At 62.8% G+C, this 26,658-nt stretch carries 25 protein-coding genes; 12 read left to right on the top strand and 13 right to left on the bottom strand.

What is annotated here, in order from left to right; translation table 11 throughout:
• Nucleotides 1–4 precede the first annotated feature (4 nt).
• The 3 genes from NKH43_RS19005 to NKH43_RS18995 form a co-directional block, all read right to left on the bottom strand.
• The gene (locus NKH43_RS19005; protein ID WP_023719753.1) at nt 5–529 is read right to left on the bottom strand and encodes a DUF4142 domain-containing protein; all 525 of its coding nucleotides are present in this window, start codon (nt 527–529) and stop codon (nt 5–7) included.
• Between the two features lie 104 nt (nt 530–633).
• Complete coding sequence (locus NKH43_RS19000; RefSeq protein ID WP_023719752.1) at nt 634–1,305, bottom strand: RNA polymerase sigma factor; 672 nt, start codon at nt 1,303–1,305, stop codon at nt 634–636.
• 252 nt (nt 1,306–1,557) lie between these two features.
• Nucleotides 1,558–2,727 carry a cystathionine beta-lyase gene (locus NKH43_RS18995; protein WP_352481770.1) on the bottom strand — a complete coding sequence of 390 codons (1,170 nt, stop codon included), beginning with the start codon at nt 2,725–2,727 and terminating at the stop codon, nt 1,558–1,560.
• 436 nt (nt 2,728–3,163) lie between these two features.
• On the opposite strand from NKH43_RS18995, the gene NKH43_RS18990 reads away from it, so the two are divergent.
• The 5 genes from NKH43_RS18990 (at nt 3,164) to NKH43_RS18970 (ending at nt 9,619) form a co-directional block, all read left to right on the top strand.
• Nucleotides 3,164–4,192 carry an amino acid ABC transporter substrate-binding protein gene (locus NKH43_RS18990; RefSeq protein WP_023719749.1) on the top strand — a complete coding sequence of 343 codons (1,029 nt, stop codon included), beginning with the start codon at nt 3,164–3,166 and terminating at the stop codon, nt 4,190–4,192.
• An 80-nt stretch (nt 4,193–4,272) separates the two neighbouring features.
• Nucleotides 4,273–5,460, top strand: a complete 1,188-nt coding sequence (locus tag NKH43_RS18985; protein WP_352859415.1) for an amino acid ABC transporter permease — start codon at nt 4,273–4,275, stop codon at nt 5,458–5,460.
• Between the two features lie 4 nt (nt 5,461–5,464).
• Nucleotides 5,465–6,622, top strand: a complete 1,158-nt coding sequence (locus tag NKH43_RS18980) for an amino acid ABC transporter permease (protein ID WP_352859413.1) — start codon at nt 5,465–5,467, stop codon at nt 6,620–6,622.
• A gap of 69 nt (nt 6,623–6,691) precedes the next feature.
• A complete protein-coding gene (locus NKH43_RS18975; RefSeq protein WP_031194215.1) occupies nt 6,692–7,441 on the top strand; it encodes an amino acid ABC transporter ATP-binding protein in 750 nt (249 codons plus the stop codon).
• Between the two features lie 258 nt (nt 7,442–7,699).
• Nucleotides 7,700–9,619 (top strand): multicopper oxidase domain-containing protein, encoded by a 1,920-nt coding sequence (locus tag NKH43_RS18970; protein ID WP_352495569.1) that lies wholly within the window; start codon nt 7,700–7,702, stop codon nt 9,617–9,619.
• Nucleotides 9,620–9,693: 74 nt separating this feature from the next.
• Here the strand turns inward: NKH43_RS18970 and NKH43_RS18965 are convergent, their stop codons facing one another.
• From NKH43_RS18965 to NKH43_RS18955, 3 genes are read right to left on the bottom strand one after another with little or no spacing between them, the layout of a single operon-like run.
• Nucleotides 9,694–10,407: a HoxN/HupN/NixA family nickel/cobalt transporter gene (locus tag NKH43_RS18965; protein ID WP_023719744.1), complete on the bottom strand. Its 714-nt coding sequence runs from the start codon at nt 10,405–10,407 to the stop codon at nt 9,694–9,696.
• 30 nt (nt 10,408–10,437) lie between these two features.
• Nucleotides 10,438–11,460: a cation diffusion facilitator family transporter gene (locus NKH43_RS18960; protein ID WP_502906493.1), complete on the bottom strand. Its 1,023-nt coding sequence runs from the start codon at nt 11,458–11,460 to the stop codon at nt 10,438–10,440.
• Nucleotides 11,457–11,720, bottom strand: coding sequence for a metal-sensing transcriptional repressor (locus NKH43_RS18955; RefSeq protein ID WP_023719742.1), 264 nt, complete (start codon nt 11,718–11,720; stop codon nt 11,457–11,459). The genes NKH43_RS18960 and NKH43_RS18955 overlap by 4 nt, the downstream gene beginning before the upstream one ends.
• A gap of 103 nt (nt 11,721–11,823) precedes the next feature.
• On the opposite strand from NKH43_RS18955, the gene NKH43_RS18950 reads away from it, so the two are divergent.
• Complete coding sequence (locus tag NKH43_RS18950) at nt 11,824–12,495, top strand: TIGR02117 family protein (RefSeq protein WP_352481908.1); 672 nt, start codon at nt 11,824–11,826, stop codon at nt 12,493–12,495.
• A gap of 194 nt (nt 12,496–12,689) precedes the next feature.
• Here NKH43_RS18950 and NKH43_RS18945 read toward each other — a convergent pair whose 3' ends face one another.
• Together NKH43_RS18945 and NKH43_RS18940 are read right to left on the bottom strand one after the other, a co-directional pair.
• A complete protein-coding gene (locus tag NKH43_RS18945) occupies nt 12,690–13,895 on the bottom strand; it encodes an FAD-dependent monooxygenase (RefSeq protein WP_352495567.1) in 1,206 nt (401 codons plus the stop codon).
• Between the two features lie 19 nt (nt 13,896–13,914).
• The gene (locus NKH43_RS18940; RefSeq protein ID WP_023722726.1) at nt 13,915–14,160 is read right to left on the bottom strand and encodes a zinc-finger domain-containing protein; all 246 of its coding nucleotides are present in this window, start codon (nt 14,158–14,160) and stop codon (nt 13,915–13,917) included.
• Nucleotides 14,161–14,310: 150 nt separating this feature from the next.
• On the opposite strand from NKH43_RS18940, the gene NKH43_RS18935 reads away from it, so the two are divergent.
• From NKH43_RS18935 to NKH43_RS18925, 3 genes are all read left to right on the top strand, one after another.
• Nucleotides 14,311–16,512 carry an RNA degradosome polyphosphate kinase gene (locus NKH43_RS18935; RefSeq protein WP_352495566.1) on the top strand — a complete coding sequence of 734 codons (2,202 nt, stop codon included), beginning with the start codon at nt 14,311–14,313 and terminating at the stop codon, nt 16,510–16,512.
• Complete coding sequence (ppx, locus tag NKH43_RS18930) at nt 16,512–18,044, top strand: exopolyphosphatase (protein ID WP_023722728.1); 1,533 nt, start codon at nt 16,512–16,514, stop codon at nt 18,042–18,044. The genes NKH43_RS18935 and ppx overlap by 1 nt, the downstream gene beginning before the upstream one ends.
• 159 nt (nt 18,045–18,203) lie before the next feature.
• Complete coding sequence (locus NKH43_RS18925) at nt 18,204–19,094, top strand: serine hydrolase domain-containing protein (RefSeq protein ID WP_352859412.1); 891 nt, start codon at nt 18,204–18,206, stop codon at nt 19,092–19,094.
• Nucleotides 19,095–19,117: 23 nt separating this feature from the next.
• Here NKH43_RS18925 and NKH43_RS18920 read toward each other — a convergent pair whose 3' ends face one another.
• The 5 genes from NKH43_RS18920 to betI form a co-directional block, all read right to left on the bottom strand.
• Complete coding sequence (locus NKH43_RS18920) at nt 19,118–19,540, bottom strand: DoxX family protein (protein ID WP_023722730.1); 423 nt, start codon at nt 19,538–19,540, stop codon at nt 19,118–19,120.
• Between the two features lie 146 nt (nt 19,541–19,686).
• Complete coding sequence (locus NKH43_RS18915; RefSeq protein ID WP_023722731.1) at nt 19,687–20,121, bottom strand: DoxX family protein; 435 nt, start codon at nt 20,119–20,121, stop codon at nt 19,687–19,689.
• Nucleotides 20,122–20,249: 128 nt separating this feature from the next.
• Complete coding sequence (gene fumC, locus NKH43_RS18910; protein ID WP_352859411.1) at nt 20,250–21,647, bottom strand: class II fumarate hydratase; 1,398 nt, start codon at nt 21,645–21,647, stop codon at nt 20,250–20,252.
• Nucleotides 21,648–21,794: 147 nt separating this feature from the next.
• Complete coding sequence (locus NKH43_RS18905; protein WP_352859409.1) at nt 21,795–22,553, bottom strand: SDR family NAD(P)-dependent oxidoreductase; 759 nt, start codon at nt 22,551–22,553, stop codon at nt 21,795–21,797.
• A gap of 110 nt (nt 22,554–22,663) precedes the next feature.
• On the bottom strand, nt 22,664–23,266 hold the full coding sequence (gene betI / locus NKH43_RS18900; RefSeq protein WP_352479299.1) for a choline-binding transcriptional repressor BetI: 603 nt from the start codon (nt 23,264–23,266) through the stop codon (nt 22,664–22,666).
• Between the two features lie 122 nt (nt 23,267–23,388).
• Here betI and choX point away from each other — a divergent pair, with 122 nt between their 5' ends.
• Genes choX through NKH43_RS18885 form a run of 3 tightly spaced genes read left to right on the top strand, consistent with a single transcriptional unit; the run spans nt 23,389 to nt 26,632 of the window.
• Complete coding sequence (choX, locus tag NKH43_RS18895) at nt 23,389–24,324, top strand: choline ABC transporter substrate-binding protein (RefSeq protein WP_352859406.1); 936 nt, start codon at nt 23,389–23,391, stop codon at nt 24,322–24,324.
• Complete coding sequence (locus tag NKH43_RS18890; RefSeq protein ID WP_352859404.1) at nt 24,321–25,181, top strand: alpha/beta fold hydrolase; 861 nt, start codon at nt 24,321–24,323, stop codon at nt 25,179–25,181. Before choX ends, NKH43_RS18890 begins: the two co-directional genes overlap by 4 nt.
• 8 nt (nt 25,182–25,189) lie before the next feature.
• Nucleotides 25,190–26,632, top strand: coding sequence for an amidase (locus tag NKH43_RS18885; RefSeq protein ID WP_352859402.1), 1,443 nt, complete (start codon nt 25,190–25,192; stop codon nt 26,630–26,632).
• The last annotated feature ends 26 nt before the right edge of the window (nt 26,633–26,658 follow it).

Genomic DNA, 26,658 nt, shown 5'->3' with positions numbered 1-26,658 from the left:
ATCCTCACTTCAGCATACCGGCGACGTGTTCGGCGTGCTGTTCGTGGCCCTGGAATATTTTCAGGCCGGTTTCCAGCAGGCTCTTCAGCTCGGCATTGCCGGCCGACGGGATCAGCAGAGTTTCGAGCGCGCCATTGACCTGCTTGTGGTAGGCCACCTCGCTGGCGACATAGGCCTTGTCGAACGCCGCGCCCTTGAGCTTGGCAAGCTTGGCACGTTCCTCGGCCGCCGCCTTGGTCAGCGCTTTGCTGGTCGGATTGTCCTCAGGCGTGACCTTGAGCTTCTTGACCAGGTCGAGAGCCTGTTTGTTGACGGCCTCGTGATCCCGCACCATGTCCTTGGCGAAATCTACGACCTCTTTGTTTTTCGATTTCTGCAGCGCCTGCTTGGCCGCCTCGACGTCAAGCACGCCCGCTGTGTAGGCGATATGTGCGATCTGCGGATCGGTCGGCTTGTCGGCAGCTTGCGACAAGGGCGCTGCGCTAAGCAGGAAAAATGCGGCCAGTGCCGTGGTCGATCGAATAAACATGATGCTCTCCTTCGCCCCGACGCCGAGCTGCATCGGGCTTCGTTTTCAGTGATGCTCATTGGATGCAGGTCGCCGGAAAACGTTCCCGCGAAAATCGACGCGACCTATCCGGAAAGACCAAGCCGCTGCATCACGGCATTGGTCAGCCGTTCACAGCGCCGGCCCGCGAACGGAAACGCGTCGAGCAGCACCGGGCCGATCTGGTCGTCCAGCGCCTTGCGCACCAGCGCACGAGCGCGGTGCAGCCGGGTCTTGATGGTTTCTGGTCGCACGCCAAGCAGTTCGCCGGTCTCCTCGATGCTCAGCCCCTCGATGACTCGCGCCACGAACACCAGCCGGTAGACATCGGGAAGACTGTCGGTTGCCCGTTCGACAAGCTCAAGGATCTGCCGTTGCGCCATCGTCCGCTCCGGATCGTCGCTCGGGTTGAGGGGAAACCGGATGATTTCGGCTTGCGGATTTTCAGGTATCGCCACCATTCGCCGCCTTTTGCGCAAGCGGCCGAGCGCTTCGTTGATGACGATACGCGACAGCCACGTGGCGAGCGAGGCATCGCCACGAAAGGCCTCGAGGTGGGCAAACGCCCTGACATAGGCCTCCTGGACGATGTCCTCGGCCTCGCTGTCGTTGCGCACAACGCCGCGGGCGATGCGGTAGAGCCTCTGGTTGTGCGTCTTGATGATGGTGCGGAATGCATCGCCATCGCGTGCCAGCGCGCGGCCGACAAGCTGCATGTCGCCGGAAGCGGCGGACGTTGCCGTCAACACAGCCGGCATTGGCGATCTCCTGATAGGCTTCTCATCGGGATATTGGATGCATCGGCCGACAAAAGGTTCCCGACCGATCCGCCGGCCAGCCTCGATCCGCATCAAGCGCCGGCAGAAGCTATTCTATCGCTTCCGCCACGCCGGCGTCTCTATTTTGTAGACGCCGCTTCATCGGCTGATCGGTCGCCATGACACCGCTCAGGATCGCAGTGTTTCCAGGCTGTTACGCCGATTCCTGACTCAGTCTGGCAAGGTGCTGGCTCAGGCCTCTGCGGCCGCCGCCAGCCCGCGCGCCAGGTCGGCCTTCAAATCCTCGACATCCTCGAGCCCGATCTGCAGGCGCACCAGCGGTCCGTCATACGGGCCCTTGGCGACGGTACGGTCGCCCAGGAATACCGGCACGGCAAGGCTCTCATAGCCGCCCCAGGAATAGCCGAGGCCAAAAAACTTCAACGCGTCGAGGAAGGCGTGCTGCTGCTTCTGTCCGCCGCCTGCAAGGACGATAGAGAAGATGCCGCTCGATCCGCAAAAATCACGCTTCCACAAAACGTGGTCGGGATGGCTGGGCAGCCCCGGATGCAGCACCTGCGCCACGCCCGGCTGGCCCTCCAGCCAGCCGGCGAGGGCAAGCGCGCTCTTTTGATGGTGCTCCAGCCGCACGCCCATTGTGCGCAGGCCGCGCAGCACCTGGTAGACGTCATCCGGCCCGGCGCAGCATCCCATCGTGTTGAACGTCTCGCAAAGCTGCTTCCAGCAGGCTGCGTTGGCCGAGACCGTGCCGAGCAGCACGTCGGAATGGCCGGCCGGGTATTTCGTCGCCGCATGGATCGAGATGTCGACGCCATGGTCGAGCGGGCGGAAGTAGAGCGGCGTCGCCCATGTGTTGTCCATCATGACGATGGCGCCGGCGGCATGCGCTGCCTTGGCGATGGCCGGTATGTCCTGCACCTCGAAAGTGTTGGAGGCCGGCGATTCGGTGAACACCACCCTGGTGTTGGGCTTGATCAGCGCCGCGATGCCGGCGCCGATGCGCGGTTCGTAATACTCGACCTCGATGCCCAGCCGCTTCAGCATCGTGTCGGCGAAATTGCGGGTCGGGTGATAGACGGAATCGACGATCAGCAGATGATCGCCGGCCGACAGGAAGGCGAGCAGCGGCAGCGTCACCGCCGCCAGGCCCGATGGAACCGCGACCGTGCCCGCAGAGCCTTCCAGCGCATCGATCGCGCTGTTCAGCGCATCGGTGGTCGGCGTGCCCCGCGTTCCGTAGGTGTATTTCTGGCTGCGTGAAGCCATCGCCGCCGCGTTGGGATAAAGCACGGTCGAGGCATGCACCACCGGCGGGTTGACGAAGCCGAAATAGTCATGCGGGTTGTTGCCGGAATGGGCGAGCCGCGTGTTGATGCCCATCTCGCTGCCGTCTTTTGCCATTGCATTTCGTCCCGTGAGTAGGTCGTTAGCCATAGTGCGGCGGCATTGGCCGCGCAACCGCACCGCACTCGCCAGGCAAAGGTCTTGAATATGCCAATTCAGCAATGCGCCGTAGATCCGCAGGGCGCCCGGCGCGGTCGGGAAGTCGCGGTCGGGAAGGCGCGATCGGATTTTGCCGGCTTTATCGGCGCGTTGACCGATTTGCGGGCGCGTTTGTCTGCGATTCAGGCATTTCAGCCAGTTGGTTTTCAAAGTCTTTCGGATTTGGTCATTTCCCTTGACCTCACAGGAATAATCGCCTTCGATGTTGTTCGTGAATGGGAGACAGCGCGTCGGTTACGATGCGGGATTCCGGTAATGGGCCGGGATACGAAGCTGCGTTCACACGGGAAAAAGTCAGGTTCGCCTGGAAAAAACAGAAAAGGGTCTGTGGGTCATGAAACACATTGCAATCGGCGTTTTGGGCGCCGCCGCGTTTGGATTCGCGGCTTCGGCCGCATCCGCGAGCACGCTCGACGACGTCAAGGCGAAAGGCTTCATCCAGTGCGGCACCAACACAGGTCTTGCTGGCTTCGCGGCGCCGGACGACAAGGGTGAATGGAAAGGCATCGATGTGGATTTCTGCCGCGCCGTGGCGGCCGCCGTCTTCGGCGATGGCACCAAAGTCAAATTCACGCCGCTCAGCGCCAAGGAGCGGTTCACCGCGCTGCAGTCGGGCGAGGTCGACATCCTGTCGCGCAACACCACCTGGACCATCAACCGCGATACGGCACTTGGCCTGAACTTCGTCGGCGTCACCTATTATGACGGTCAGGGCTTCATGATCAACGCCAAGAAACTGCCGGGCGTCAATTCGGCGCTGCAGCTTTCGGGCGCGGCGGTCTGCGTGCAGAGCGGCACCACGACCGAGCTCAATCTCGCCGACTACTTCAAGGCGAACAAGATGGAATACAACCCCGTCGTCTTCGAAAAGCTGGATGAGGTCAACGCCGCCTATGACGCCGGCCGCTGCGACGTCTACACCACCGACCAGTCGGGTCTCTACGGCATCCGCCTGACGCTCAGCGCGCCGGCCGACCATGTCGTGCTGCCCGAGATCATCTCCAAGGAACCGCTCGGCCCGGCCGTGCGCCAGGGTGACGACCAGTGGTACCACATCGTCAAGTGGACCTACTTTGCGCTGTTGCAGGCCGAGGAACTGGGCATCACCCAGGCTAATGTCGACGAGATGAAGAACTCGGACAATCCTGAGATCAAGCGCGTGCTCGGCCAGGAAGCCGACACCAAGATCGGCACCGATCTCGGCGTCTCCAACGACTGGGTCGTCAACATCGTCAAAGCAGTTGGCAACTACGGCGAAATGTTCGAACGCAATGTCGGTTCGGGCAGCCCGCTGAAGATCGCGCGCGGCATCAACGCGTTGTGGACCAAGGGTGGCCTGCAATACGCTCCGCCGATCCGCTGATCGAAATGTGATCCGGAAGGCAGCTTCCTGCCTTCCGGTTTCTCTTTCCAGGGGATGGTCGCCAGAAGGGTGGTGGTTTAATGGCATCGCAGGGAATTCTTCGCGAGGAGCCAAGCCGCGGTTCCTTCATCAATGATCCTCGCGTCCGCGGCATATTCTTTCAAGCACTGGTCCTCGTCCTGCTGGTAGCGGGTGTCTGGTGGGTCACCCACAACGTCATCGCCAATTTGACGCGGCTGCACATCGCTTCCGGCTTCGGCTTTCTCAAGGGCCGCGCCGGCTTCGACATCAGCGAAAGCGCCATCGCTTATTCATCGGATTCGACCTATTTCCGTGCCATCCTGGTTGGCTTTATCAACACCGTGATCGTTGCTGTCGTCGGCATCATCACCGCCACCATCATCGGTTTCATCGTCGGCATAGGCCGGCTGTCGCATAACTGGCTGATCAGGAAGATCTGCACCGTTTATGTCGAGGTGTTCCGCAACATCCCACCGCTGCTGGTCATCTTCTTCTGGTATTCCGGCGTGCTCGCCGTGCTGCCGCCGCCGCGCGACAGCATCAATTTGCCGTTCGGCTCCTTTCTCAACCAGCGCGGCTTCTATTTTCCCCGCGCTATGTGGGGCGAGGGATCCTGGCTGATCCTGGTCGCACTGCTCCTCGGCATCGCCATGGCCTGGTTCGTCGCCCGCAAGGCGCGACAGCGGCAGATGGCGACGGGGCAGCCATTCCCGGTGTTCTGGACATCCATAGCGTTGATCGTCGGCCTGCCGCTGCTGGCCTACGCGCTGAGCGGCTTTCCGCTGAGCTTTGAATTTCCAAAGCAGTCGACCTTCAATCTCGTCGGTGGCTTTCAGGTCAGGCCCGAGTTCCTGTCACTCTATCTGGCGTTGTCGTGCTATACGGCCGCCTTTATCGCCGAGATCGTGCGCGCCGGCATCAGGGGCGTCAGCGCAGGCCAGACCGAGGCGGCCGCTGCACTCGGGCTGCGCTCGGGATCGATCCTCAGGCTTGTCGTCGTGCCGCAGGCGATGCGCATCGTTATTCCGCCGCTGACCAGCCAGTATCTCAACCTGACCAAGAATTCCTCACTCGCCATCGCCATCGGCTATCCGGACCTGACGGCGACGGCCGGCACGGTCTTGAACCAGACCGGGCAGGCAGTCGAAGGCGTGGTGATCATGATGGCGGTGTACCTGGCGCTCAGCCTGATCACGTCGGCGGTTATGAACGTGGTGAACGCCAGGATGGCGCTGGTGGAGAGATAAGGCCATGCAAGAGCACGATATGTCCTGGGTGCGGACGGAGATGGCGCTGGCGCAGCCGGCGCCGTCGAGCGAGCGCGGCCTCGGCGCCTGGGTCCGCAAGAATCTGATCGCGTCGACCGGCGACACCATCCTGACCATCATCAGCATCGTGCTGGTTGCCATGATCCTGCCGCAGATCGTCAATTGGGCTTTCATCAACGCCCAGTGGACGGGACCGGACCGCACGGTCTGCGCCACCGTGGCGCAGGGCGGCATCCAGCCGGACGGCTGGACCGGCGCCTGCTGGGCCTTTGTCAACGCCAAGTTCGGCCAGTTCATGTTCGGCCGCTATCCCCTGGAAGAGCGTTGGCGCCCGATCCTGGTCGCCATCCTGTTCGTGGCGCTGCTGGTGCCACTGCTCATTCCGCGCGTACCGCGCAAGGGGCTGAATGCCATTCTTCTCTTTTTTGCACTGCCGGTCGTCGCCTTCGTTCTGCTGCTCGGCGGCATGTTCGGCCTGCCCTATGTCGAAACCCCGCTTTGGGGTGGACTGCTGGTGACACTCAGCCTGTCCTTCGTGGGCATCGCTGTGTCGCTTCCGGTCGGCATCGTGCTGGCGCTCGGCCGGCGCTCGAACATGCCGATCGTCAAGCTGCTGTGCGTGATCTTCATCGAGACGGTACGCGGCATCCCGCTGATTACGGTGCTGTTCTTTGCCAGCGTGATGCTGCCGCTGTTCCTGCCGGCCGGCGTCAGCTTCGACAAGTTCCTGCGCGCGCTGATCGGCGTGTCGCTGTTTGCCGCCGCCTACATGGCCGAAGTGGTGCGCGGCGGCCTGCAGGCGATCCCCAAAGGCCAGTATGAGGGCGCCGATTCGCTCGGCCTCAGCTACTGGCAGAAGATGGGTCTGGTCGTCATGCCGCAGGCGCTGAAGCTGGTCATTCCCGGCATCGTCAACACCTTCATCGGCATGTTCAAGGACACCAGCCTGGTCATCGTGATCTCGATGTTCGACCTCCTCGGCATCGTCAAGCAGAACTTCTCCGACGCCAGCTGGGCAACGCCGCAGACGGCCAGGTCCGGCCTGGTGTTCGCGGCCTTCATCTTCTGGCTGTTCTGCTTCGGCATGTCGCGCTATTCAATGTACACGGAACGCCGTCTCGACACCGGCCACAAACGCTAAAAAGGGGACCTTGTCATGGCCATAGAAAACGCCGTCAGCGCGGAAGAGATCAAGGTCAATGCCGCCAAGATGCATATTTCCACCACCGATGTCGCCATCGACATCATCGCCATGCACAAATGGTACGGCGAATTCCATGTGCTGAAAGACATCAATCTGAAGGTGATGCGCGGCGAGCGCATCGTCATCTGCGGCCCGTCGGGCTCCGGCAAATCGACGATGATCCGCTGCATCAACCGGCTGGAGGAACACCAGAAGGGCAAGATCATAGTCGACGGCAAGGAACTGACCAACGATCTGAAGAAGATCGACGAGGTGCGCCGCGAAGTCGGCATGGTGTTCCAGCACTTCAACCTGTTTCCGCATCTGACCATCCTCGAGAATTGCACGCTGGCGCCGATCTGGGTGCGCAAGATGCCGCGGAAGCAGGCCGAGGAAATCGCCATGCATTTCCTCACGCGCGTCAAGATCCCGGAACAGGCCAACAAATATCCCGGTCAGCTTTCCGGCGGCCAGCAACAGCGCGTGGCGATCGCCCGCTCGCTGTGCATGAACCCGCGTATCATGCTGTTCGACGAGCCGACCTCGGCGCTCGACCCGGAAATGATCAAGGAAGTGCTGGAGACGATGGTCGGGCTGGCCGAGGAAGGCATGACCATGCTCTGCGTCACCCATGAAATGGGCTTTGCGCGCAAAGTCGCCAACCGGGTGATCTTCATGGACCAAGGCCAGATCGTCGAGCAGAACACGCCGGCCGAGTTCTTCGACCACCCGCGCCACGAACGCACGAAACTGTTCCTGTCGCAGATCCTGCACTGATCCTGTACGCCGGTTCGTGACAAGGCCGGCGGACCGGGCTCGCTGCCTTGCTCAGGGCCTTACGCGTATTCGACGAGCGCTGACCGTGCGCGGCGCGAGAAGATAGCAAGCGTGCTTCAGGCCGCTCGAGTGGTCACCTTGCAACCTGGTAACTAAGGCCGGCACGGATCATAAGCGCGCCGGCTGCGTTCATTGCCATTAGGAGTTGTATAACAAGCCGCGTGGGCGCGTGCGGCGGCAGGTTAAGGGCTCATCCTGATGCTCATCCAACCGATCGACTATTTCCTCGTCGTCTGGTTCGCGCTGGCGCTGGCTTCGACGCTTTATGTCGGCTTCGACCAATATCGCAACAACCCCGAGCCGGTGGTGATGAAATGGGGCTTCATCCTGGTTACCCTCTACATGGGTCCGCTCGGCCTGCTACTCTACGTGCTCGCCGACAAGGAGCCCCGGCCGGGCGAGCATGAACTCTTCACTCAGCCGCTCTGGAAGCAGGGCGTCGGCTCCACCATCCACTGCGTCGCCGGCGATGCCACCGGCATCATTCTTGCCGCCGCCGTCACGGCGGCGCTCGGCCTGCCGATGTGGATCGACCTGATCGTCGAATATCTCGCCGGCTTTGCCTTCGGCCTGTTCATCTTCCAGTCGCTGTTCATGAAATCGATGATGGGCGGCACCTATTGGGAGAACGTGCGCAAGAGCTTCCTGCCCGAATTCATCTCGATGAACTTCATGATGGCCGGCATGGCGCCGGTCATGAGTTTTCTGATGATGGGCCGCGACATGCGCGCAATGGAACCGACGGAGCTCTTATTCTGGGGCGTGATGTCGATCGGCGTCATCGCCGGTTTTGCGCTTGCCTACCCGGCCAACGTCTGGCTGGTCGCCCGGGGGCTGAAGCACGGGTTGATGACGCAGCGCGCGCAGGCAGCCGGCATCAATGGTCGGCAGCAGCCTGCCACGAGGCAACACGCGCAGATGCAAATGCAGCAGGCCGACGCCAGCGGCCATCACAGGCAGCACCACGATATGGCTTCCCACAAAGGCAAAGGCGGCGCCGGTCATCACATGGAGACGGATGCCACGACCCCGCAAGTCGCCGCCCTCAGCATGGTCTCCCTGCTGGCCCTCGCCATCGGCATGATCGCGCCGGCGAACTGGCTGAACCTAACCTTGTCGGCGCGCGATGTCGGCGGGGTGATCATGCCGCAAGGCATGATCATGGACCGCGACACGCCGGCCGACGCGATGCGCGACATGGCCGCCACCGATCCTCGCCTTGTGGCCGCCTCTTATGATCTGACGGCAAAGGGTGACCAGGACCTGCCTTTTCGAATGGAGAACGGCATCAAGGTGTTCGAGCTCAGGCCTTCGGTGGTCCGCTGGCAAATCCTGCCTAACGTTGCGGTCGACGCCTATGCCTATAATGGCCAGATTCCCGGCCCGCGAATTCATATTCGCCAGGGCGACCGGATCAGGATCAACGTCACCAACGGCCTGCCTGAGGAAACGACGGTGCATTGGCATGGCCTGATCCTGCCGAACCAGATGGATGGGCCAGCCGAAATCACGCAGGCGCCGATCGAGCCCGGCCAATCCTATTCATACGAATTCACCGCAACCCAGCACGGAACCTATTTCTACCACCCCCACGCCAAGCCGGACCGGACCCAGGCGCTCGGCCTCTACGGTGCGCTGATCATCGATCCCGCCAATCCCGCCGATGAGGTCGCGGCCGACCATGATTACGTCATCGAGCTTCAGGAATGGCTGGTGCGGGAAGGGCTGACGTACCCGTCGATGCCGATGGACGGCGGCATGCCGAATTTCTTCACCATCAACGGCAAGGCCTATCCCTCGACCGAGACGATCCCGATGAAGGTCGGCGAGACGCTCAAGGTGCGGTTCATCGGCACCAATAACGGCTTCATCCATCCGATGCATATCCATGGCGGACCGTTCGAGGTCGTTGCCCGCGACGGCGAGACGATCCCTGCCTCGGGTCGTTTCCTTGCCGATACGGTCAATGTCGGGCCGGGTCAGCGCTACGACGTGATCTGGAAGGCGCAGCGTCCGGGCAAATGGCTGATCCATTGCCACATCCCGCATCACACCACGAACAACAATGTCGAGGAGAAGGGCGGCGGCGGGCTGATGGTCGTGATCGATGTGACATGACCGGCGTCGGCTTGGCTCGTTCCAACCGCTGCACCGGCCCGGACGCCATGCAGTGGCTGAAACCATGTTTTCTCTTAAGCTGATGTGATCTGCCAGACAGCGACGCCGGCAAGGGCGAGACCGGCGGCGCCCTCGATGGCCCGGGAGATGGTTTCGAACAGCCGTGGCTGGCGCGCGAAAAACTGTACAAGCCGTTCCCGAAACACGATCGACAATACCGCGACGCAGGACAGCGTCAGCGCCACGCCGACCATCATGGTGATGGCAAACAGGACGCCCGCTGCCGGAACACCCCTGGAGATCGCGAAAGTCATCGCGAAAAGCGTCAGCGGGCAGGGGATCAGGCCTGCCATCACGCCGACAGCCTCGCCTTCGTGCCTGTGGTGATGGCTGTGGCTCAAAGCGCGCCAGAGCATCCAGACGCCAATGAGGCCGAGCAGCCCACGACTGATATGCTCCAGAAGCGGAGCGCGGCCAACGCTGCCCAATGCTATGGAGACCAGTGGCAGCGAGAGAGCCGCAATCAGAACGGCAATCGTCACATGCGTGAACGATAGCGTGATAGACACGAGCAGGCCGCGCGAGACCTTCGCATCCGAACCGGCAAGATAGGTCGCCAGGACCGCCTTGCTATGACCCGGCGTCAGCGCATGGGCAGCCCCGAACACGACGCCCATCGGCAGGAAGGCCATGAATGCCAGCCAATTGCCTCCGGCCGCAAGCAGCTTGATCTGCTCGCCGAGCGTCAGATAGATCGTGCGCTGAAATTCGACGAGCGTCTGGAACATCGGACGAGACTAGCAGAAAATCGGCGAGCGTCAGTGCATGTGGCCGTGGTCATGCGTGTGCTCGTGAGGATGGTCGTTCTCTCCACGTTCCGTTGAAAACCGGACATTCGCCTCAGCCAGGGCTGGCATATGCTGGGACAGTTCGTCTTTCAGCGCTGCCGCGATCTTGTTCGCCGCCGACAGCGGTAAGGTTTCGTCCGCGGCAATTGCGATGTCGGCGTGCAATCTATGACCGACCCAGCGCGCCTTAGCATCGACAATATGCGCGCCCGCAATATGCTCGGCGGCATGTCGGATTTCATCCATCACACCGGGTTCGATTCCGTCCAGCATGCGGGTCAGCACCGAACGGGCCGATTGCCACACGATACCGAAGATCGCAATCGTGATCAGCAGGCCGACGATCGGGTCGGCCAAGGAAAAGCCGAGCCAGACGCCGATGGCTCCGATGACCACGGCAAGGCTGGTAAGTCCGTCGGTGCGGGCGTGGTAGCCGTCGGCAATGAGTGCCGCGCTGTTGATTTCGCGGCCGACGCGGATACGGAACACGGCAACCGCCTCGTTGCCGAGGAAGCCGACAATGCCCGCCGCCGCCAGCCAGCCCAGGTGTGTCACCGCTTGTGGATTGATCAGCCTGTCGATGGCTTGGTAGGCGGCGACTACAGCGCTGAACAGGATGATGAGCACGATGATGATGCCGGCCAGATCCTCGACCCGGCCCAAGCCATAGGTGAAGGTCCGCGACGGCTTGCGCCGCGCCAGCACGAACGCAATCCATAGCGGGATCGCCGTTGTCGCATCGCCGATGTTATGGATCGTGTCGGCCAGCAATGCCACGCTCCCCGACAGCACAACCACGACCATCTGCAACGCCGCGGTGATGGCCAGGATTACGAACGACCATTTGATTGCCCAGATGCCCCGGTCGGTGGTAGCAATTGTCGCATCGATGACGCCGTGGGTGTGACCGTGCGAACCGTGATCGCCGTGATGATGTGCGGCGTGCGAGCCGAACCCGAGCCAGTCCAGAATGCGGGCTACGATGGCATTCATAGATACTTCGCCAGCTGCTTGAGTTCCGCCAGCGAGTTGCCGCCGGTTTCCACGCTGTCCGTGAGGCAATGCTCGATGTGATCGTTGATCAGCTCGCGCTTGGCGCTGCTGATGGCCCTTTCGACGGCATGAAGCTGCTGCGCCAGATCAACGCAAGGGCGATGCGCCTCGATCATGGCCAGCACAGCCGCAAGGTGACCTTGCGCGCGCTTCAGGCGCTTTATGATGGAAGGATGCGAGGCGTGGAGGTGATCTGACATGCTTGAGCATATCCTCCCGGGGAGGATACGCGTCAAGCGCTTTGTCAGCCGTGCAACTCCAGAGACGCTTCACCTTGAGCATGGCTTGCTCTAAGCCTTTCCCATGAAGAAGCTTGCCCGTTTTCTTGGCCTGCTGGTCGTTGCAACAGTGCTTGCCGCAGCGCTGGGCACGCTGCTGCCGCGCCCGCTCTGGCCGGCGGCAGTTGCCGATCCGATCGGCGCAAGCCACCGCATCCTGGTGCTGCAAAATCCGATCCACACCGACATCGCCATCCCGGTCGACGACGATATGCGCCGGCGCTTCCATTTCCTGGTCGATGCCGGCATTCCTGCCGACATGGCGGAGGTCCGCTACATCGTCTTCGGCTGGGGCGGCCGCGCCTTCTATCTGGAGACGCCGACCTGGTCGGAGCTGAAGCCGATGCCGGTGATGAAGGCGCTGACCGTCGATGCCTCGGTGATGCATGTCGACATTTCCGGCGACATCGCCGAGCCGCATCCCGACGTCGCCGGCTTCGACATCGGCGACGAACGCTTTGCGGCGCTGCTCGATTACATTGCGGCAAGCTTCCAGCGGGGGCCGAACGGGGCCATTCCGATCGAGAATGCGGCCTATTCCCGCTTCGATCGTTTCTTCGAAGCCAATGGCCATTTCAACGCGCTGATCGGCTGCAACACCTGGACGGCGGCGGCACTGCGCACGGCCGGGCTGCGCACCGGCTGGTGGAACCCGCTGCCAGCCTCGCTCGGCCTGTCGATGCGGCTTCACAATTGAAGAGGGTTCCGGCTGATCAACGCCGCGATCCTTCGAGCCCTCCTTTCGCCAATCTCTAACGTCGCAGGACCTAGCAAGGCGCCGAAACTGCCAATCTCCCTCCTTGTGGGGGAGATGTCCGGCAGGACAGAGGGGGGCGCTGTCCCGCCGGCCTATCGAGCTTTTTATCGCCGATCCCCAGACTCGCGCGCCCGCTAGCCATAAAGCCAATCAAGATCGGCGGCGAGCTTTTCGGGTGAGCGCATCGCCAGGAACAGGTTGCGGGCCATCGCCACCGGCCCGGCCGCGTGCCAGGCGAGGCGGTTGACCGCGCCGCGGCGGGCGACCTGGGCGACGCGCGGCCGCCGCGCCTGTTCCCAAGCGGCAAGCGCGCCGCTGAGATCGGCAGGCGAGGTGGCAACGAAGCCGGCAAGCGTCGCCGCGTCCTCGATCGCCATCGCCGCGCCCTGTGCGGCAAAGGGCGTCATCGCATGCGCCGCATCGCCGATCAGCGCGACGCCTTCCGGTGTCGTCCACCGCCGCTGCTCGACGGTGTGGATCGGCCATGCCGTCCACGGCGCCGCCTCGCTCGCCAGACGGACCAGCGCCGGCGCGGTACCGCGCATGGCGCTGACGAGGATGGCGGGGTTGGCATGCCCCGACCAGCCCTCGGCGATGCGCTCGCCCCTGGTGAAGGCGGCGAGGTTGAAGGCAGTGCCACGGCTGACCGGATAGGCGACCATATGGAAGCCGGGATAGAGGAATGCGGTAACGCAATCGGGCGCACCGATCGCTGCAAAGGCTTGGCCAGCAGGGCTGTCGGCACCGACGGTGGCGCGCCACGCCAGCTCACCTGAAAACCGGCTACTACCGAATTCGGCCGCTTTGCGGGCCAGTTGTTCTCGCACCGACGACCAGACGCCATCCGCGCCGATCAGCAGACAGCCAGCCTCGACCGTTTCGCCATCAGCCGATGCGGTGACGGCAACAGCTTTCGGTCCGGCTGCGATGTCGGTCACCCGCGCGCCAGCGACCAGTTCGATCCCGGGCTGCTCCGAAACCCGCTGCATCAGCGCTGACTGCAGATCGGCGCGGTGGGCGACGAGATAGGGTGCCCCCCAGCGCGTTTCGGCGGCCGGGCCAAGCGGTACGCGCGCCAGCTCGCCCAGCGTGGCGGCATCCTTGAGCACAACCGCCTCCGGCCGCACCGCCGTCGGCAGCAGCCGATCGAGTACGCCGAGTTGTCGAAGAATGCGTGTCGCGTTGGGCGACAACTGGATGCCGGCGCCGGCAGCCTCGAGGTGCTGCGCCTGTTCGAACAGTTTTATCCGATAGCCGCGCTCGGCGAAGGCCAGTGCCGCGGTCAGCCCGGCAACGCCCGCCCCGGCGATGACGACCTGCCGGGACTGCGTTTCCTGCATCAGGCTTGTCGCAGGAGAATCAGGCGGCCTGGTCGATATAAAGGCAGCCCGGCGGCACCGTTTCCAATGCCTTCAGCTTCGGCGAATAGCGATAGAGCGTCGAGCAGTAGGGGCAGACCTTTTCATTGTCGTCGCCCATGTCGAGAAATACATGCGGATGGTCGAAAGGCGGATTGGCGCCGGTGCACATGAATTCCTTGACGCCGATGTCGATTGCCGGATAGCCCGCATCGTTCTGGAAATGGGGAATGGAACCGCCTGCCATCGTCGTCTCCTGATCTTGTCGATTGCATCTGGATCATAACCCGTCTCTTTGCAAGATCGATGAAATGAAACTGTCGCAAAAGCCTGTCAGAGGATAAGTTAAGCCGGTTAACACCGTAATCCGCGGACGGGTGTGAGAAGAGCAGGAACTATGAACGAACTGAAGCCGGTCCAGAACGAATTCATCACCATCGAGGCTGCGAGCCGCGAAGGCGGCAATCCTGACCGCTTCGTCAACCGCGAGTTTTCCTGGCTGCAATTCAATCGGCGCGTGCTCGAGGAATCGCTGAACGCCAATCATCCGCTGCTCGAGCGCGTTCGCTTCCTGTCGATATCGGCGGCCAATCTCGACGAGTTCTTCATGGTCCGCGTCGCCGGTCTTGCCGGCCAGGTGCGCGAGGGCATCGTGCTGAAGAGCCCGGACGGGCGCACCCCCGAGCAGCAGCTCGAACAGCTGTTGCGCGAGGTCGAGCGCCTGCAGGAGGACCAGCAGAACAGCCTTTCGGCGCTGATGCTGCAGCTCAACAAGGAAGGCATCGAGAGCATCACCCGCGATGCGCTGACCAAGGACGAGAAGACCTGGCTCGAGGACCATTTCCAGGAGCAGGTGTTTCCGGTCCTGACGCCGCTGTCGATCGACCCAGCGCATCCGTTTCCGTTCATTCCCAATCTCGGTTTCTCGATGGCGCTGCAATTGCGCCACCGCAAGAACGGCGAGGAAATGAGCGCGCTTTTGCGCCTGCCGGTAGCGCTGAGGCGCTTCATCCGCTTGCCGGATCGCAAGCATCACGTCCGCTTCGTTCCGCTCGAAGAGGCGGTCAGTCTCTACATCGGCAAGCTGTTCCCCGGCTACGAGGTCAAGGGCTCCGGCACGTTCCGCATCATCCGCGACAGCGATATCGAGGTCGAGGAAGAATCCGAAGATCTGGTGCGGCTGTTCGAGACGGCGCTGAAGCGTCGCCGCCGCGGCTCGGTCATCCGGATCGAGTTCGACAGGCTGATGCCGTCCGAATTGCGCGACTTCGTCGCCGGCGAGCTTGGCGTCTCGGCCAGCCGCATCAGCGTGCTTACCGGTCCGCTGGCGCTTAGCCAGATCTCGGAGATCGTCGCCGTCGCTCGCGACGATCTGAAGTTCACGCCCTACAATCCGCGCTTCCCGGAGCGCATCCGCGAGCATGGTGGCGATTGCTTTGCCGCCATCCGCGAGAAGGACATCATCGTCCACCACCCCTACGAATCCTTCGACGTGGTGGTGCAGTTCCTGCGCCAGGCGATGGCCGATCAGGAAGTGGTGGCGATCAAGCAGACGCTCTACCGCACCTCCAACGACAGCCCGATCGTGCGGGCTTTGGTCGACGCCGCCGAGGCCGGCAAGTCGGTGACGGCGCTGGTCGAGCTAAAGGCGCGCTTCGACGAGGAGGCCAACATCCGCTGGGCGCGCGACCTCGAGCGCGCCGGAGTCCAGGTCGTCTTCGGCTTTCTCGAATTGAAGACCCACGCGAAAATGTCGCTGGTGGTGCGGCGCGAGGATGGCAGGCTACGCAATTACGTGCATCTCGGCACCGGCAATTACCACCCGGTCACCGCGCGCATCTACACCGACCTGTCCTTCTTCACCACCGATCCGACGATCGCGCGCGATGTCGCGCAATTGTTCAATTTCATCACCGGCTATGCCGAGCCGGCCGAGCAGATGCGGCTGGCCATATCGCCGTTCACGCTGCGCAACCGCATCCTCAAGCATATTTCGGACGAGATCGGCCACGCGCTGGATGGCAGGCCGGCTCGCATCTGGATGAAGATGAATGCGCTGGTCGATCCGATCATCATCGATGCGCTCTACGATGCCAGCCGCGCCGGCGTCGAGATCGATCTCGTCGTGCGCGGCATCTGCTGCCTGAGACCGCAGGTGCCGGGCCTGTCGGAGAACATAAGGGTGAAGTCGATCGTCGGCCGCTTCCTCGAGCACAGCCGCATCTATTGCTTCGGCAACGGCCACGGCCTGCCCTCGGACGGGGCGATCGTCTACATCTCCTCGGCCGATTTGATGCCGCGCAATCTCGACCGCCGGGTCGAGACCATGGTGCCGATCACCAATCCAACTGTGCATGAACAGGTGCTCGGCCAGATCATGCTCGGCAACATCATGGACAACCAGCAAAGTTTCGACGTATTGGCTGACGGAACCTCCCGGCGCGTTGTGCTGGAGGAGGGCGAGGAACCGTTCAACGCGCAGGAATATTTCATGACCAATCCGAGCCTGTCCGGACGGGGCGATGCGTTGAAGTCGCATGCGCCCAAGCGCATCGCGCAGTTCAAGCGCCGCAAGAAACAGAACGCAGCGACGGGCTGATGATTTCAGCGTCCCAGGGCCGGCTTCAGGACCGCCGACCGCTGTCCATCATCGATATCGGGTCGAACTCGATCCGTCTTGTCATCTATGAAGGGCTGGCGCGCTCGCCGACCTTGCTGTTCAACGAAAAGATGCTCGCCGGCCTCGGCCGCGGCATCGTTTCGACCGGAAAGCTCGATCCCGAGGCGGTGACGCGCTCGATGGAAGAGTTCCGCCGTTTCCGCGCGCTCTCCGACCAGGCCGGCGCCGAGCGCATGTATGTGTTGGCGACCGCCGCCGCCCGTGAGGCGGTCAACGGCCCCGACTTCATCCACCGCGCCGAGGATGTACTCAAGACCGAGATCCAGGTGCTGAGCGGCCGCGAGGAAGCCCATTATTCGGCGCTCGGCGTCATCTCCGGTTTCCACCCGGCCAACGGCATCGCCGGCGATCTTGGCGGCGGCAGCCTCGAACTGATCGATATCGACGGAGAGGCGATCGGTGACGGCATCACCCTGCCGTTGGGCGGCTTGCGCCTGCAGGACATGGCGAAGAACTCGCTGACCCAGGCGGCAAAGATCACGCGCGAGCAACTGGCGCGGGCGAAATTGCTGAAGGGCGGACAGGGCAGGGCCTTCTACACGGTCGGCGGCACCTGGCGAAACCTCGCCCGTCTGCACATGGAAATGACCAACTACCCGCTCGGCGTCATGCACCATTACGAGATCGGCATCGAAAGCGCCGCGAGCTTCCTCCGGCAGGTCGCCAAAGCCGAGATCGATAAGGTCAAGGGCATCGAGGGCGTCTCCAAGAACCGCCGCTCGCTGCTGCCCTACGGCGCCATCGTGCTGCAGGAGATCATGGCGGCGATGCAGCCGTCGAAGATCATCGTGTCGGCGCTGGGCGTGCGCGAGGGCTTTCTCTATTCGCTGCTCGACAAGGCCGAACAGAAAGCCGATCCGCTGATCTCGGCGGCGGAAGAGCTTGCCCGCCTGCGCTCGCGATCGGTCGACCACGCGCATGAGCTTGTCGAATGGACCGGTAAGGCCTTCGCTGCCTTCGGCATCGACGAAACCAGGGATGAGGCGCGCTACCGCCACGCCGCCTGCCTGCTTGCCGATATCGGCTGGCGCGCCCATCCCGAATATCGCGGCAAGCAATCGCTCAACATCATCGCCCACGCCTCGTTCATCGGCGTCGACCATCCCGGCCGCGCCTTCCTGGCGCTTGTCAGCCTGTTTCGCCACGAGGGCGTGTTCAATGAAGCCGCTCCGGAAATCCGCGGGCTGGCGACACCGCGCTATCTCGAACGCGCCCGGGTATTGGCGGCGCTGTTGCGCGTCGTCTATCTGTTGACCGCGGCAATGCCGGGCGTCATGCCGCGGCTGAAATGGGAAAACCGCGGCAATGGCGTGCTGGCGCTGGTGCTGCCGGCAGCGCTGGCCGATCTTTACGGCGAGCGGCCGGCTGGCCGGCTGGCACAGCTGGCAAGAGTCACCAACCGCCGGCTGGTGCTGGCGGTCGAGGGCGGGCCAAGCATGTCTGTGAAGTGAACGGGCGGTCCAAGGCCGGATTTCGGGACGTGGGGTAAACGCAGAGCGAAAAATTCCATAACCATCCCATCGTCATCTCCGTCCGTAGCTGCAGCCGAAGCGCTCGGCTTCGATCCAGCGATCCACCGCAAGCTGCTTGCCGGGCTCGAGTCCGGCCTGTTGCGCGACCTGCACATCGTTCTCGCTGCCCGCTCCGAGAAGGTCTTCCTGGAGCACTATGCCGAGGGCAGGGACGAAGAATGGGGGCGCCCGATCGGGCAGATCGCCTTTGACGCCGGCACGCTGCACGATCTGCGCTCGGTAACGAAGAGCATCGTCAGCCTGCTTTACGCCGATCTCGCCGCCGATCCCGCGCGTGAGAAGATCACGATCGGCCATGCGCTGACGATGACGCTCGGCATGGAGTGGGACGAAAACCGTCCCTATAGCGATCCGCAGAACAGCGAGATCGCGATGGAGAACGCGCCCGATCGTTATCGCTTCATCCTTGAGCGGCCGATCATCGCCGACCCTGGGAGCCGCTGGATCTATTCCGGCGGCAGCGTCGCGCTGGTTGGCGCGATCATTGAAAGAGGCTGCGGCAAATCCCTGCCGGATTTCGCGCGCGAGGCGCTTTTCGCGCCGCTTGGCATCGAGCGCTTTCACTGGTCGGCTGGTGGTGACGGCGTCGCCTCCGTAGCGTCCGGCCTCAGGCTGGCGGCCCCTGATCTTTTGAAGATCGGCCAACTCCTTCTTCGCAAGGGTCTGTGGAATGGAGAGAGGATCGCGTCGGAAGGCTGGATAAACGCGTCGTTAACAGCCACAATCTCGACGCCGGACGGCCTTGGTTATGGCCGGTTGTGGTTCACCGGCGACGCGCCGGCGCCAGCATTCGCCGCCCCGAAATCATGGTATGGGGGTTTCGGCAATGGCGGACAGCGGCTCTGGCTGATGCCCGAGGCCGACATCGCCGCCGTGATCTATGCAGGCAAGTACAACGCCCAGGATGCCTGGGTGACGCCGACCCGCGTCTGGCGCGAGATCATTCTGGCCAATTTCCTGAACGCCTGATGATCTGTGCTGACGCCAGTCTTTCAGGTCGCTTCGGCACCGACGCCGATGCCACGCCCGTCGGCCGACCAGGCGCCCGCACCAGCCATTGCCAGCGCCAGAAAACCCCCTGCTATGGCAATGTCCTTCATCAGCATCTGTGAATGCAGGAAGGTCAGCGTCGGATCGTCGCCGCCTTGGCCGTAATGACCAATGAAGGCGGTCGCGATGCAGAAGGCGGCGAGCAGCAGCGCCACGATCGGCGTCTTGAAGCCGACGAGGATGAGCAGCCCGGCGATCAGCTCGAACAGCCCCGTGCCCCAGGCAGCGAGTGTTGGCAGCGGCAGTCCGAGGCCGGCGAAATAGCTAGATGTGCCGGCGATGTCGGCAAGCGCATGGAAGCCGGACGGCACGAACAGTGCCGCGAGCAGCAGCCGGGACAGCAAGAGCAGCGCATTGCGGGGCATGATTCACCTCCGTTATCAGCGGCCGTTTTGGCCCAGCGCCCGATCTTAGCAGAGTTCCGGCCAGCAGATCGACCGACGCATTCCGACAACGAAAAAGGGGCACGGAAAATTCCGCGCCCCTTTTGTCTAGGCAATGCTGGGCCGCTTCAGCCGCGCTTGGCGTCGATCGAATACGCGCCGGCACCCGAGGAGGCGAGCACGAGGAAGCCGCCGGCAATGCCAAGGTTCTTCATGAAATTGATCATCTGCATCTGATCGGCCCAGCCGGTGTGGGCGACCAGCGCGGTGGCGACGGTGAAGATCGCCATCACCCAGCCGACGATCCGGGTCTGGAAGCCGACGAGGATGGCGAGGCCGCCAAGCAGTTCGATGAGGCCAACGACAATGGCGGTCACCATCGGCAGCGGCAGGCCAAGGCTGCCGAAATAGCCGGCCGTACCGGCAATCGCCGTCAGCTTGCCGAAGCCGGAAAGCAGGAAGATGACCGAAAGCAGGATGCGGCCGAGCAGGATCGTGCCCGAGGCGCCGGAGGCGGTGCCGGACCCGGCAAACGAAGTGTTGGTGGACGTGTTGGTGGACATGCGTAACTCTCCAGAAGGGTTTGGCCAAACGACTTGGGATAGCCGTCCAGTTAGCGCATGCCGACTGTTCACCAAAGACGTCAGATTGGTTACGGATTGTTCACCGAGGTAACGTTTTCGCGATCAACTTACCCCGGATGCGTCATGTCCTCCGGCCGCACCAGCCGCTCATAATCGGCTTCGCTGACCAGCCCGGTGGCCAGCGCTTCCTCGCGCAGTGTTGTGCCGTTCTTGTGCGCCGCCTTGGCGATCTTGGCGGCGTTGTCGTAGCCGATCGTCGGCGCCAGCGCGGTCACCAGCATCAGCGAACGGTCGAGCGCCGCCTTGATATTGTCTTCGCGGGCCTCGATGCCGACGACGCAATTGTCGGTGAACGACACCGAAGCGTCGGCCAGCAGCTGCACCGATTGCAGGAAACAATAGGCCATCAGCGGATTGTAGACATTGAGCTCGAAATGGCCCTGGCTGCCGGCGAAGCTGATCGCCGCATTGTTGCCGAACACCTGCACACAAACCTGCGTCATCGCTTCGCACTGGGTCGGGTTGACCTTGCCCGGCATGATCGAAGAGCCCGGTTCGTTTTCCGGCAGCGACAATTCGCCGAGGCCCGAACGCGGGCCGGAGCCAAGCAGGCGGATATCGTTGGCGATCTTGAACAGCGCTGCCGCGCAGGCATTGATGGCGCCGTGCGAGAAGACCATGGAATCATGGGAGGCCAGCGCCTCGAACTTGTTCGGCGCCGTGACGAAATCGATGCCGGTGATCGCTGCGATGCGCGCCGCCACCTTTTCGGCAAAACCGACCGGCGCGTTGAGGCCGGTGCCGACCGCGGTGCCGCCCTGTGCCAATTCCTGCAGGCCGGGAAGGGTCATCTCGATGCGCTTGATCGACGAGGCGACCTGCGCCGCATAGCCGGAGAACTCCTGGCCAAGCGTCAGCGGCGTCGCGTCCTGCGTATGGGTGCGGCCGATCTTGACGATGTGGGCGAAAGCCTTGGTCTTGGCCTCGAGTGCCGCATGCAAATGTCTCAGCGCCGGCAGCAGATCGTGGATGATGCGCTCGGCGCAGGCAATGTGCATGGCCGTCGGATAGGTGTCGTTCGACGACTGGCTCATATTGACGTGGTCGTTGGGATGCACCGGCTTCTTCGACCCCATGACGCCGCCCAGAAGCTCGATCGCCCGGTTGGAGATCACCTCATTGGCGTTCATGTTGGACTGGGTGCCCGAGCCGGTCTGCCAGACGACCAGCGGGAAATGGTCGTTCAGCTTGCCGTCGATGACCTCCTGGGAGCCCTCGATAATGGCCTTGCCGATCGCCGGATCGAGCCGCTTCAGCTCCATATTGGCCTCCGCTGCCGCTCGCTTGACGATGCCCAGCGCCCGCACGATCGACGCCGGCTGCTTTTCCCAGCCGATTTTGAAATTGGCAAGTGAACGCTGCGCCTGCGCGCCCCAGTAACGGTCGGCGGCGACCTCGATGGGACCGAACGTGTCGGTTTCGGTTCTGGTCTCTGGCGCGCTCACGAAGTCTCTCCGGGTTGCAAATTTGCAAACGGCGTATCGCGTTGCACAAATGCCTTCAAGCGGAGATTGCGGACGATGGGGATGCAAATCGGTTGAAGCAGCGCCTTTTCCTTCTCCCGCAAGGGGAGAAGGAAGAGCGCGCGCCCCTCACCCCGCCGTGTACCCTCCATCCACTGCAAAGATGCCGCCGCTGGTCCACGCCGCTTCGTCGCTGGCGAGATAGACGGCGATGCCGGCAAGGTCGCTGGTTCGGCCGATGCGGCCGAGCGGGTAGCTGCGCTCGACATAGGCCTTGAGCTCGGCTTGCGCGGCCTCAGGCAGGTTTTCGATCGACCTGCGCCGCATCGCTGTGTCGACCGTGCCGGGCGCGATGGCGTTGACCCTTATGCTGCGCGGCCCGAGCTCGAAGGCGAGCGACTTGGTCAGCGAATTGAGCGCGCCCTTCGAGAGCGAATAGAGGCTGGACGGCCGCTTCGGGATCATCTTGTGCGCGAAATAGGACGAGATGTTGATCACCGAGGCCGCGCCCGGCGCGAGATGCGGCAACAGCCGCTGGGTGAGGAAGAATACCGCCGTGACGTTGAGTGCGAAGGACTGCTGGAACTGATCCTCGCTGACGGTCTCGAACGGCACAAGGAACGCCACGCCGGCATTGTTGACGAGGATATCGACAGGTGGGCCGCGCCTGGCATGCTCGACCACGGCATCGATGCCGGCGCTGGCCGACAGGTCGGCCGAAAGCGTTTCGACATTATCCCCGAGTTGCTTGCGGACGGCGTCGAGTTTTTTGCCGTCGCGGCCGACGATCAGCACGTCCGCGCCTTCGCGCAAAAACGCTTCGGCGATTGCCAGCCCGATCCCGTCCGAGCCGCCGGTGACCAGTGCCCGTTTGCCGCCTAGTCTCATCCAACACTCCCGCACGTGCCGCCTTGTCTGATAAGGAGAACAGCGCCGTTGCCATTGTGGTCAAGCCGCCGGCCTATCCTACAATATGAACTTTCGGCTGATGCGCCTGTCTATTCGGCAGCGGCTGCACCGCGCCGAACAGCCAGCCGCGTAGCAACGAAATCCTTGACCTGATGAATGGCCTGTTCACGCGTGACGCTGCCGGGTTGCAGGCCAAGCCGCAACCACAGCCCGTCGATCAGGGCGGTGACGCCGAAAGCGATCTCGTCAGCATCGCGCGCCGGCGCCAGACCGCGCAGGCCGGACAGCAGGTTGGAGCGCATGCGCGCATGGATCACCTTCTGGATGCGGGCAAGCTTTTCGTCGCGCGGCACCTCCGCGCAAAGTGAAAGCCAGGCGTGGCAGAGCGAAGGCTGGAAGAGATGCGGCTCGAAATTGCCTTCGATGATGGCATCTATCCGTTGCATTGGGGTGCGCGCCTGCCTCAACCGCTCCACCACCGCGTGACGCAGCACCAGGTTCGATTCGCGCATGGCATGCTCGAACAGCTCCCGCTTGCTGTTGAAATAATGCAGCACGATGCCCTTCGACGCGCCGGCCTGTGCCGCCACTTTTTCTATGGTGGCGCCAGCTATGCCTTCGCGCTGAAGCACGGCAAAGGCGGCTTGCCGCAGCTCTTTGCGGCGTATGTCGCTGAGGCGCTTGAGTTTCACGGGCCGGATCCATGCATCGAAAACCGACGTTGACATTTTCGTCCGCCGAGATCAAGAATTGACCGGTGGGACAATATAAGGACCGAATGGTCAACACCGTTGGTGAAATGAGGAGAACCGAAATGCTTCGTAGCCTTGGAATAGGCGCCTCGCTCTGGGTCCTGCTGGCGATCCAGCCGGTCTTTGCGGCTGAACCTGAACAATGCAAGGTCGTGCGCATGGCCGAGCCTGGATGGAACGACCTTGCCTTCACCACCGGCGTCACCAGCGTCTTGCTCGATGCGCTCGGCTACAAGCCGGCAAGCTCGCTTCTGGGCATCAACGTCATCTATGAATCCTTGAAGAACAATGATTTGGACGTGTTCCTTGGCTATTGGGATCCGGCGATGATCACCTATTACGAGCCCTATAAAAAGGACGGCTCGGTAGACGATGTGCGCGTCAATCTCGTCGGCGCCAAATACACCTTTGCCGTGCCGACTTACGTCTGGGAGGCCGGCGTCAAGGATTTTGCCGACCTGCAAAAGTTCGCCGACAAGTTCGGCAGGAAGATGTATGGCATCGAGCCGGGCTCGAACCAGCTGATGATGGACGCCATCGCCGATAAGTCGCTGGGCCTCGATGGCTGGCAGGTCGTCGAATCGAGTGAAGCCGGCATGCTTTCCGAGGTCGGCTACGAGATCAAGGAAAAGCGCTTCATCGTCTTCCAGGGTTGGGCGCCGCATCCAATGAACACGATGTACGACTTCAAATATCTGAGCGGCGGCGACAAGTTCTATGGCCCGAACTTCGGCGCCGCGACGGTGACGACGCAGGTGCGCAAGGGCTATCTGCAGCAATGCCCGAATGTCGGGCAGTTGCTGAAGAACCTCGCCTTCGACATCGATTTCGAAAATCTCGGCATGGGCTATCTCATCAATGACGGCCTGAAGCCGGAGGAAGCCGGCCTGAAGGCCATCAAAGGGAATCCGGATAGGCTCGGCGCCTGGCTTGCCGGTGTCACCACATTCGATGGCAAGCCCGCGCTCGACGCGGTCAAGCAGCAGCTCGGCCTTTGATATCGGTCGATCAGGCTGGCTGGAACGGCCGCAAGCGCAAGGTCGGTGCCGGCTGCACTGAAACGGCCTGCGTCGAAATCGCCGGGCAGGAGCCCGCGCTGGTGCTGGTGCACGGCTTCTCCGACACGAGCCGCAGCTTCTCCTTGCTGGCGCCGCATCTCGCCGGGCGCCGGCTTATCATCCCAGACCTGCGCGGGCATGGCGCCTCGCCGGCCGGGACACGCGGCTTCGCGTCAGCGGATTTCGCGGAAGATGTGGTGAGTTTGATCGAGCGGTTGCGCCTCGAGCGGCCGGTTCTGGTCGGGCATTCCTTGGGCAGTATGGTGGCGATCGAGGCAGCAGCGCGCTATCCCGAGATGATTGGCGGCCTGGTGCTGATGGCCGGAACGGTGCGGCCGCAGATCGGTGAGGATCACCCGATGACCATTGGTGTGCGGGCACTTCGAGACCCGATATCGCCGGCCGATCCGTTCTATGACTATTGGCATGCCTGCGAGGCCGAGGTTCCAGCGGACTTCCTGACCATGGTTGCAAAGGAGGCGTCAGCCATGCCGGCGGCACTTTGGCGAGCAATCCTGGAGCAGGTTCGGCGCGTCGATCTTACCGACAAGGCGCGTACGCTGCGCCTGCCGGCGCTTGTCATTGCTGGCGGGCGCGACCTGCTCTTCGACGAAACGCACCAACAGCGGCTCCTCGAAGAAATCCCTGCCGCCGAGTTCGTGGGCGCGGTGCGGTGCGGGCATAACCCGCACTGGGAGGATCCGGCATTGGTCGCGGCAGCCATCGCCCGATATTTCAAGGTCCGGAGTAAAGCTGGATCCCAGTCGACGGCCGACGCGACCGGCAGTCCGGGCTGAGAGCAGTCATGAACCTTTCCGAATATGTGGCGTTGGATGCCGTCGCCCTGGCCGGGCACGTTCGTTCGGGCGAACTGTCCGTTGTCGAGGTCGTCGAGGCGGCTATCGAAGCAATCCAAAGCATCAATCCCGCCATCAATGCCGTGACACTGATCGATGCGGACCGGGCGCTTTCCGCAGCGGCAAGCTGCAACCGGCACGCCGCACTCGCCGGCATTCCTTTCCTGGTCAAGGACACCGGCGTCAATGTACGGGAGTGGCCGACGACGCACTCGTCGCTCTACTTCAAGGATGCCGCGCCGAAACCCGACAGCGAGATCGTCCGGCGCTGGCGGGCCGCCGGTCTGATCTTGCTGGGCAAGACAAACACGCCTGAATTCGCCAATGACTTCGTCACCGAACCCAGCTTTCGCGGCCCCACCTCGAACCCTTGGGATCCTTCGCTGACGGCGGGCGGCTCAAGCGGCGGAGCTGCTGCCGCGGTGGCGAGCGGCATGGTGCCGGTCGCCCACGGTTCCGATATCGGCGGATCGATCCGGGTGCCGGCTGCCTGTTGCGGCGTGTTCGGCATGAAGCCGTCGCGCGGGCTCACGCCTGTCGGGCCTGGTCGAGGTCAGGTCGGCGCCGGACTCTACGCCGACAATGTCCTGTCCCGCACCGTTCGCGACAGCGCCGCCATGCTGGACATGACTGCCGGTCCAGAGCAAGGAGCGCCTTACTCCGTGTCCAAATCGGTGCCGTCCTACCTGGACTGGCTGTCTTCGCCCGGCGAGCGTCTGCGCGTCGCGTGCCTGGCGCACCGGCCGGACGGCACGCCCGTCGCGTCCGAGATCGGGGCAAAATTCCAGGAAGCCATGATCCTCCTCGAGGACAGGGGGCACGAAGTCACAGAGGCGCGTTTCCCGCGGGAAGCCAGCGCCGAAGCGGACTGGAGCATCTTCTGGATGTCGGAGGTCGCGCGGCTGGTTGACGAGCGCGCCGATGAGATCGGGCGGATGCCGGAGGCCGGCGAAATCGAAAGCCTGACTCGTCACGCGCTCGACTGTTTTCGGCGGTCTTCGGCCGCCGATTATCTCAGGGCGCAGGACCATGTGCACAGCGCTTCGCTGGCGATGGCGATGGCGTTCGATGGGTTCGACCTGATCATGACGCCGACGACGGCCGAGCTTACGCCCCGGCTTGGCGCCATCCATGGCGATGGTGCTCTCTTCGATTACGGGGCTTGGGCGAGCCGGGCCTACGGCTTTGCGCCTTTCACCGAAATCTTCAACGTCACCGGCCAACCGGCCGCCAGCCTGCCGCTTTTCCAGTCGAAAGACGGCCTGCCGATTGGCATCCAGCTCATTGGCCGCAAGAACGAGGATCACCGGCTGCTGCGCGTTTGCCTTGACCTGGAGCAGGCAACCGCATGGACCACGCGTTACCAGGTGATCTATGCCAGGCATTTTTAGGCGTGAACTAGACAGAGGGTTCAGTG

Origin of the sequence: Mesorhizobium sp. M1163 (assembly GCF_040318415.1) — a bacterium.
Lineage (GTDB): Bacteria > Pseudomonadota > Alphaproteobacteria > Rhizobiales > Rhizobiaceae > Mesorhizobium.
Note: the sequence above shows the minus strand (reverse complement) of the source record. Positions and strands in the feature narration are given on the sequence as shown.

Excerpts from the sequence above, each read along its gene's own strand:
- NKH43_RS18965 (WP_023719744.1), bottom strand. The coding sequence starts at position 10,407 with ATGTTCCAGACGCTCGTCGAATTTCAGCGCACGATCTATCTGACGCTC.
- NKH43_RS18975 (WP_031194215.1), top strand. The coding sequence starts at position 6,692 with ATGCATATTTCCACCACCGATGTCGCCATCGACATCATCGCCATGCAC.
- NKH43_RS18960 (WP_502906493.1), bottom strand. The coding sequence starts at position 11,460 with ATGAATGCCATCGTAGCCCGCATTCTGGACTGGCTCGGGTTCGGCTCG.
- NKH43_RS18885 (WP_352859402.1), top strand. The coding sequence starts at position 25,190 with ATGAACCTTTCCGAATATGTGGCGTTGGATGCCGTCGCCCTGGCCGGG.
- ppx (WP_023722728.1), top strand. The coding sequence starts at position 16,512 with ATGATTTCAGCGTCCCAGGGCCGGCTTCAGGACCGCCGACCGCTGTCC.
- NKH43_RS18935 (WP_352495566.1), top strand. The coding sequence starts at position 14,311 with ATGAACGAACTGAAGCCGGTCCAGAACGAATTCATCACCATCGAGGCT.
- NKH43_RS18940 (WP_023722726.1), bottom strand. The coding sequence starts at position 14,160 with ATGGCAGGCGGTTCCATTCCCCATTTCCAGAACGATGCGGGCTATCCG.
- NKH43_RS18980 (WP_352859413.1), top strand. The coding sequence starts at position 5,465 with ATGCAAGAGCACGATATGTCCTGGGTGCGGACGGAGATGGCGCTGGCG.
- NKH43_RS18990 (WP_023719749.1), top strand. The coding sequence starts at position 3,164 with ATGAAACACATTGCAATCGGCGTTTTGGGCGCCGCCGCGTTTGGATTC.
- NKH43_RS18985 (WP_352859415.1), top strand. The coding sequence starts at position 4,273 with ATGGCATCGCAGGGAATTCTTCGCGAGGAGCCAAGCCGCGGTTCCTTC.
- choX (WP_352859406.1), top strand. The coding sequence starts at position 23,389 with ATGCTTCGTAGCCTTGGAATAGGCGCCTCGCTCTGGGTCCTGCTGGCG.
- NKH43_RS18950 (WP_352481908.1), top strand. The coding sequence starts at position 11,824 with ATGAAGAAGCTTGCCCGTTTTCTTGGCCTGCTGGTCGTTGCAACAGTG.
- NKH43_RS18905 (WP_352859409.1), bottom strand. The coding sequence starts at position 22,553 with ATGAGACTAGGCGGCAAACGGGCACTGGTCACCGGCGGCTCGGACGGG.
- NKH43_RS18995 (WP_352481770.1), bottom strand. The coding sequence starts at position 2,727 with ATGGCAAAAGACGGCAGCGAGATGGGCATCAACACGCGGCTCGCCCAT.
- NKH43_RS18945 (WP_352495567.1), bottom strand. The coding sequence starts at position 13,895 with ATGCAGGAAACGCAGTCCCGGCAGGTCGTCATCGCCGGGGCGGGCGTT.
- NKH43_RS18955 (WP_023719742.1), bottom strand. The coding sequence starts at position 11,720 with ATGTCAGATCACCTCCACGCCTCGCATCCTTCCATCATAAAGCGCCTG.
- NKH43_RS18970 (WP_352495569.1), top strand. The coding sequence starts at position 7,700 with ATGCTCATCCAACCGATCGACTATTTCCTCGTCGTCTGGTTCGCGCTG.
- NKH43_RS18920 (WP_023722730.1), bottom strand. The coding sequence starts at position 19,540 with ATGCCCCGCAATGCGCTGCTCTTGCTGTCCCGGCTGCTGCTCGCGGCA.
- NKH43_RS19005 (WP_023719753.1), bottom strand. The coding sequence starts at position 529 with ATGTTTATTCGATCGACCACGGCACTGGCCGCATTTTTCCTGCTTAGC.
- NKH43_RS18915 (WP_023722731.1), bottom strand. The coding sequence starts at position 20,121 with ATGTCCACCAACACGTCCACCAACACTTCGTTTGCCGGGTCCGGCACC.
- NKH43_RS19000 (WP_023719752.1), bottom strand. The coding sequence starts at position 1,305 with ATGCCGGCTGTGTTGACGGCAACGTCCGCCGCTTCCGGCGACATGCAG.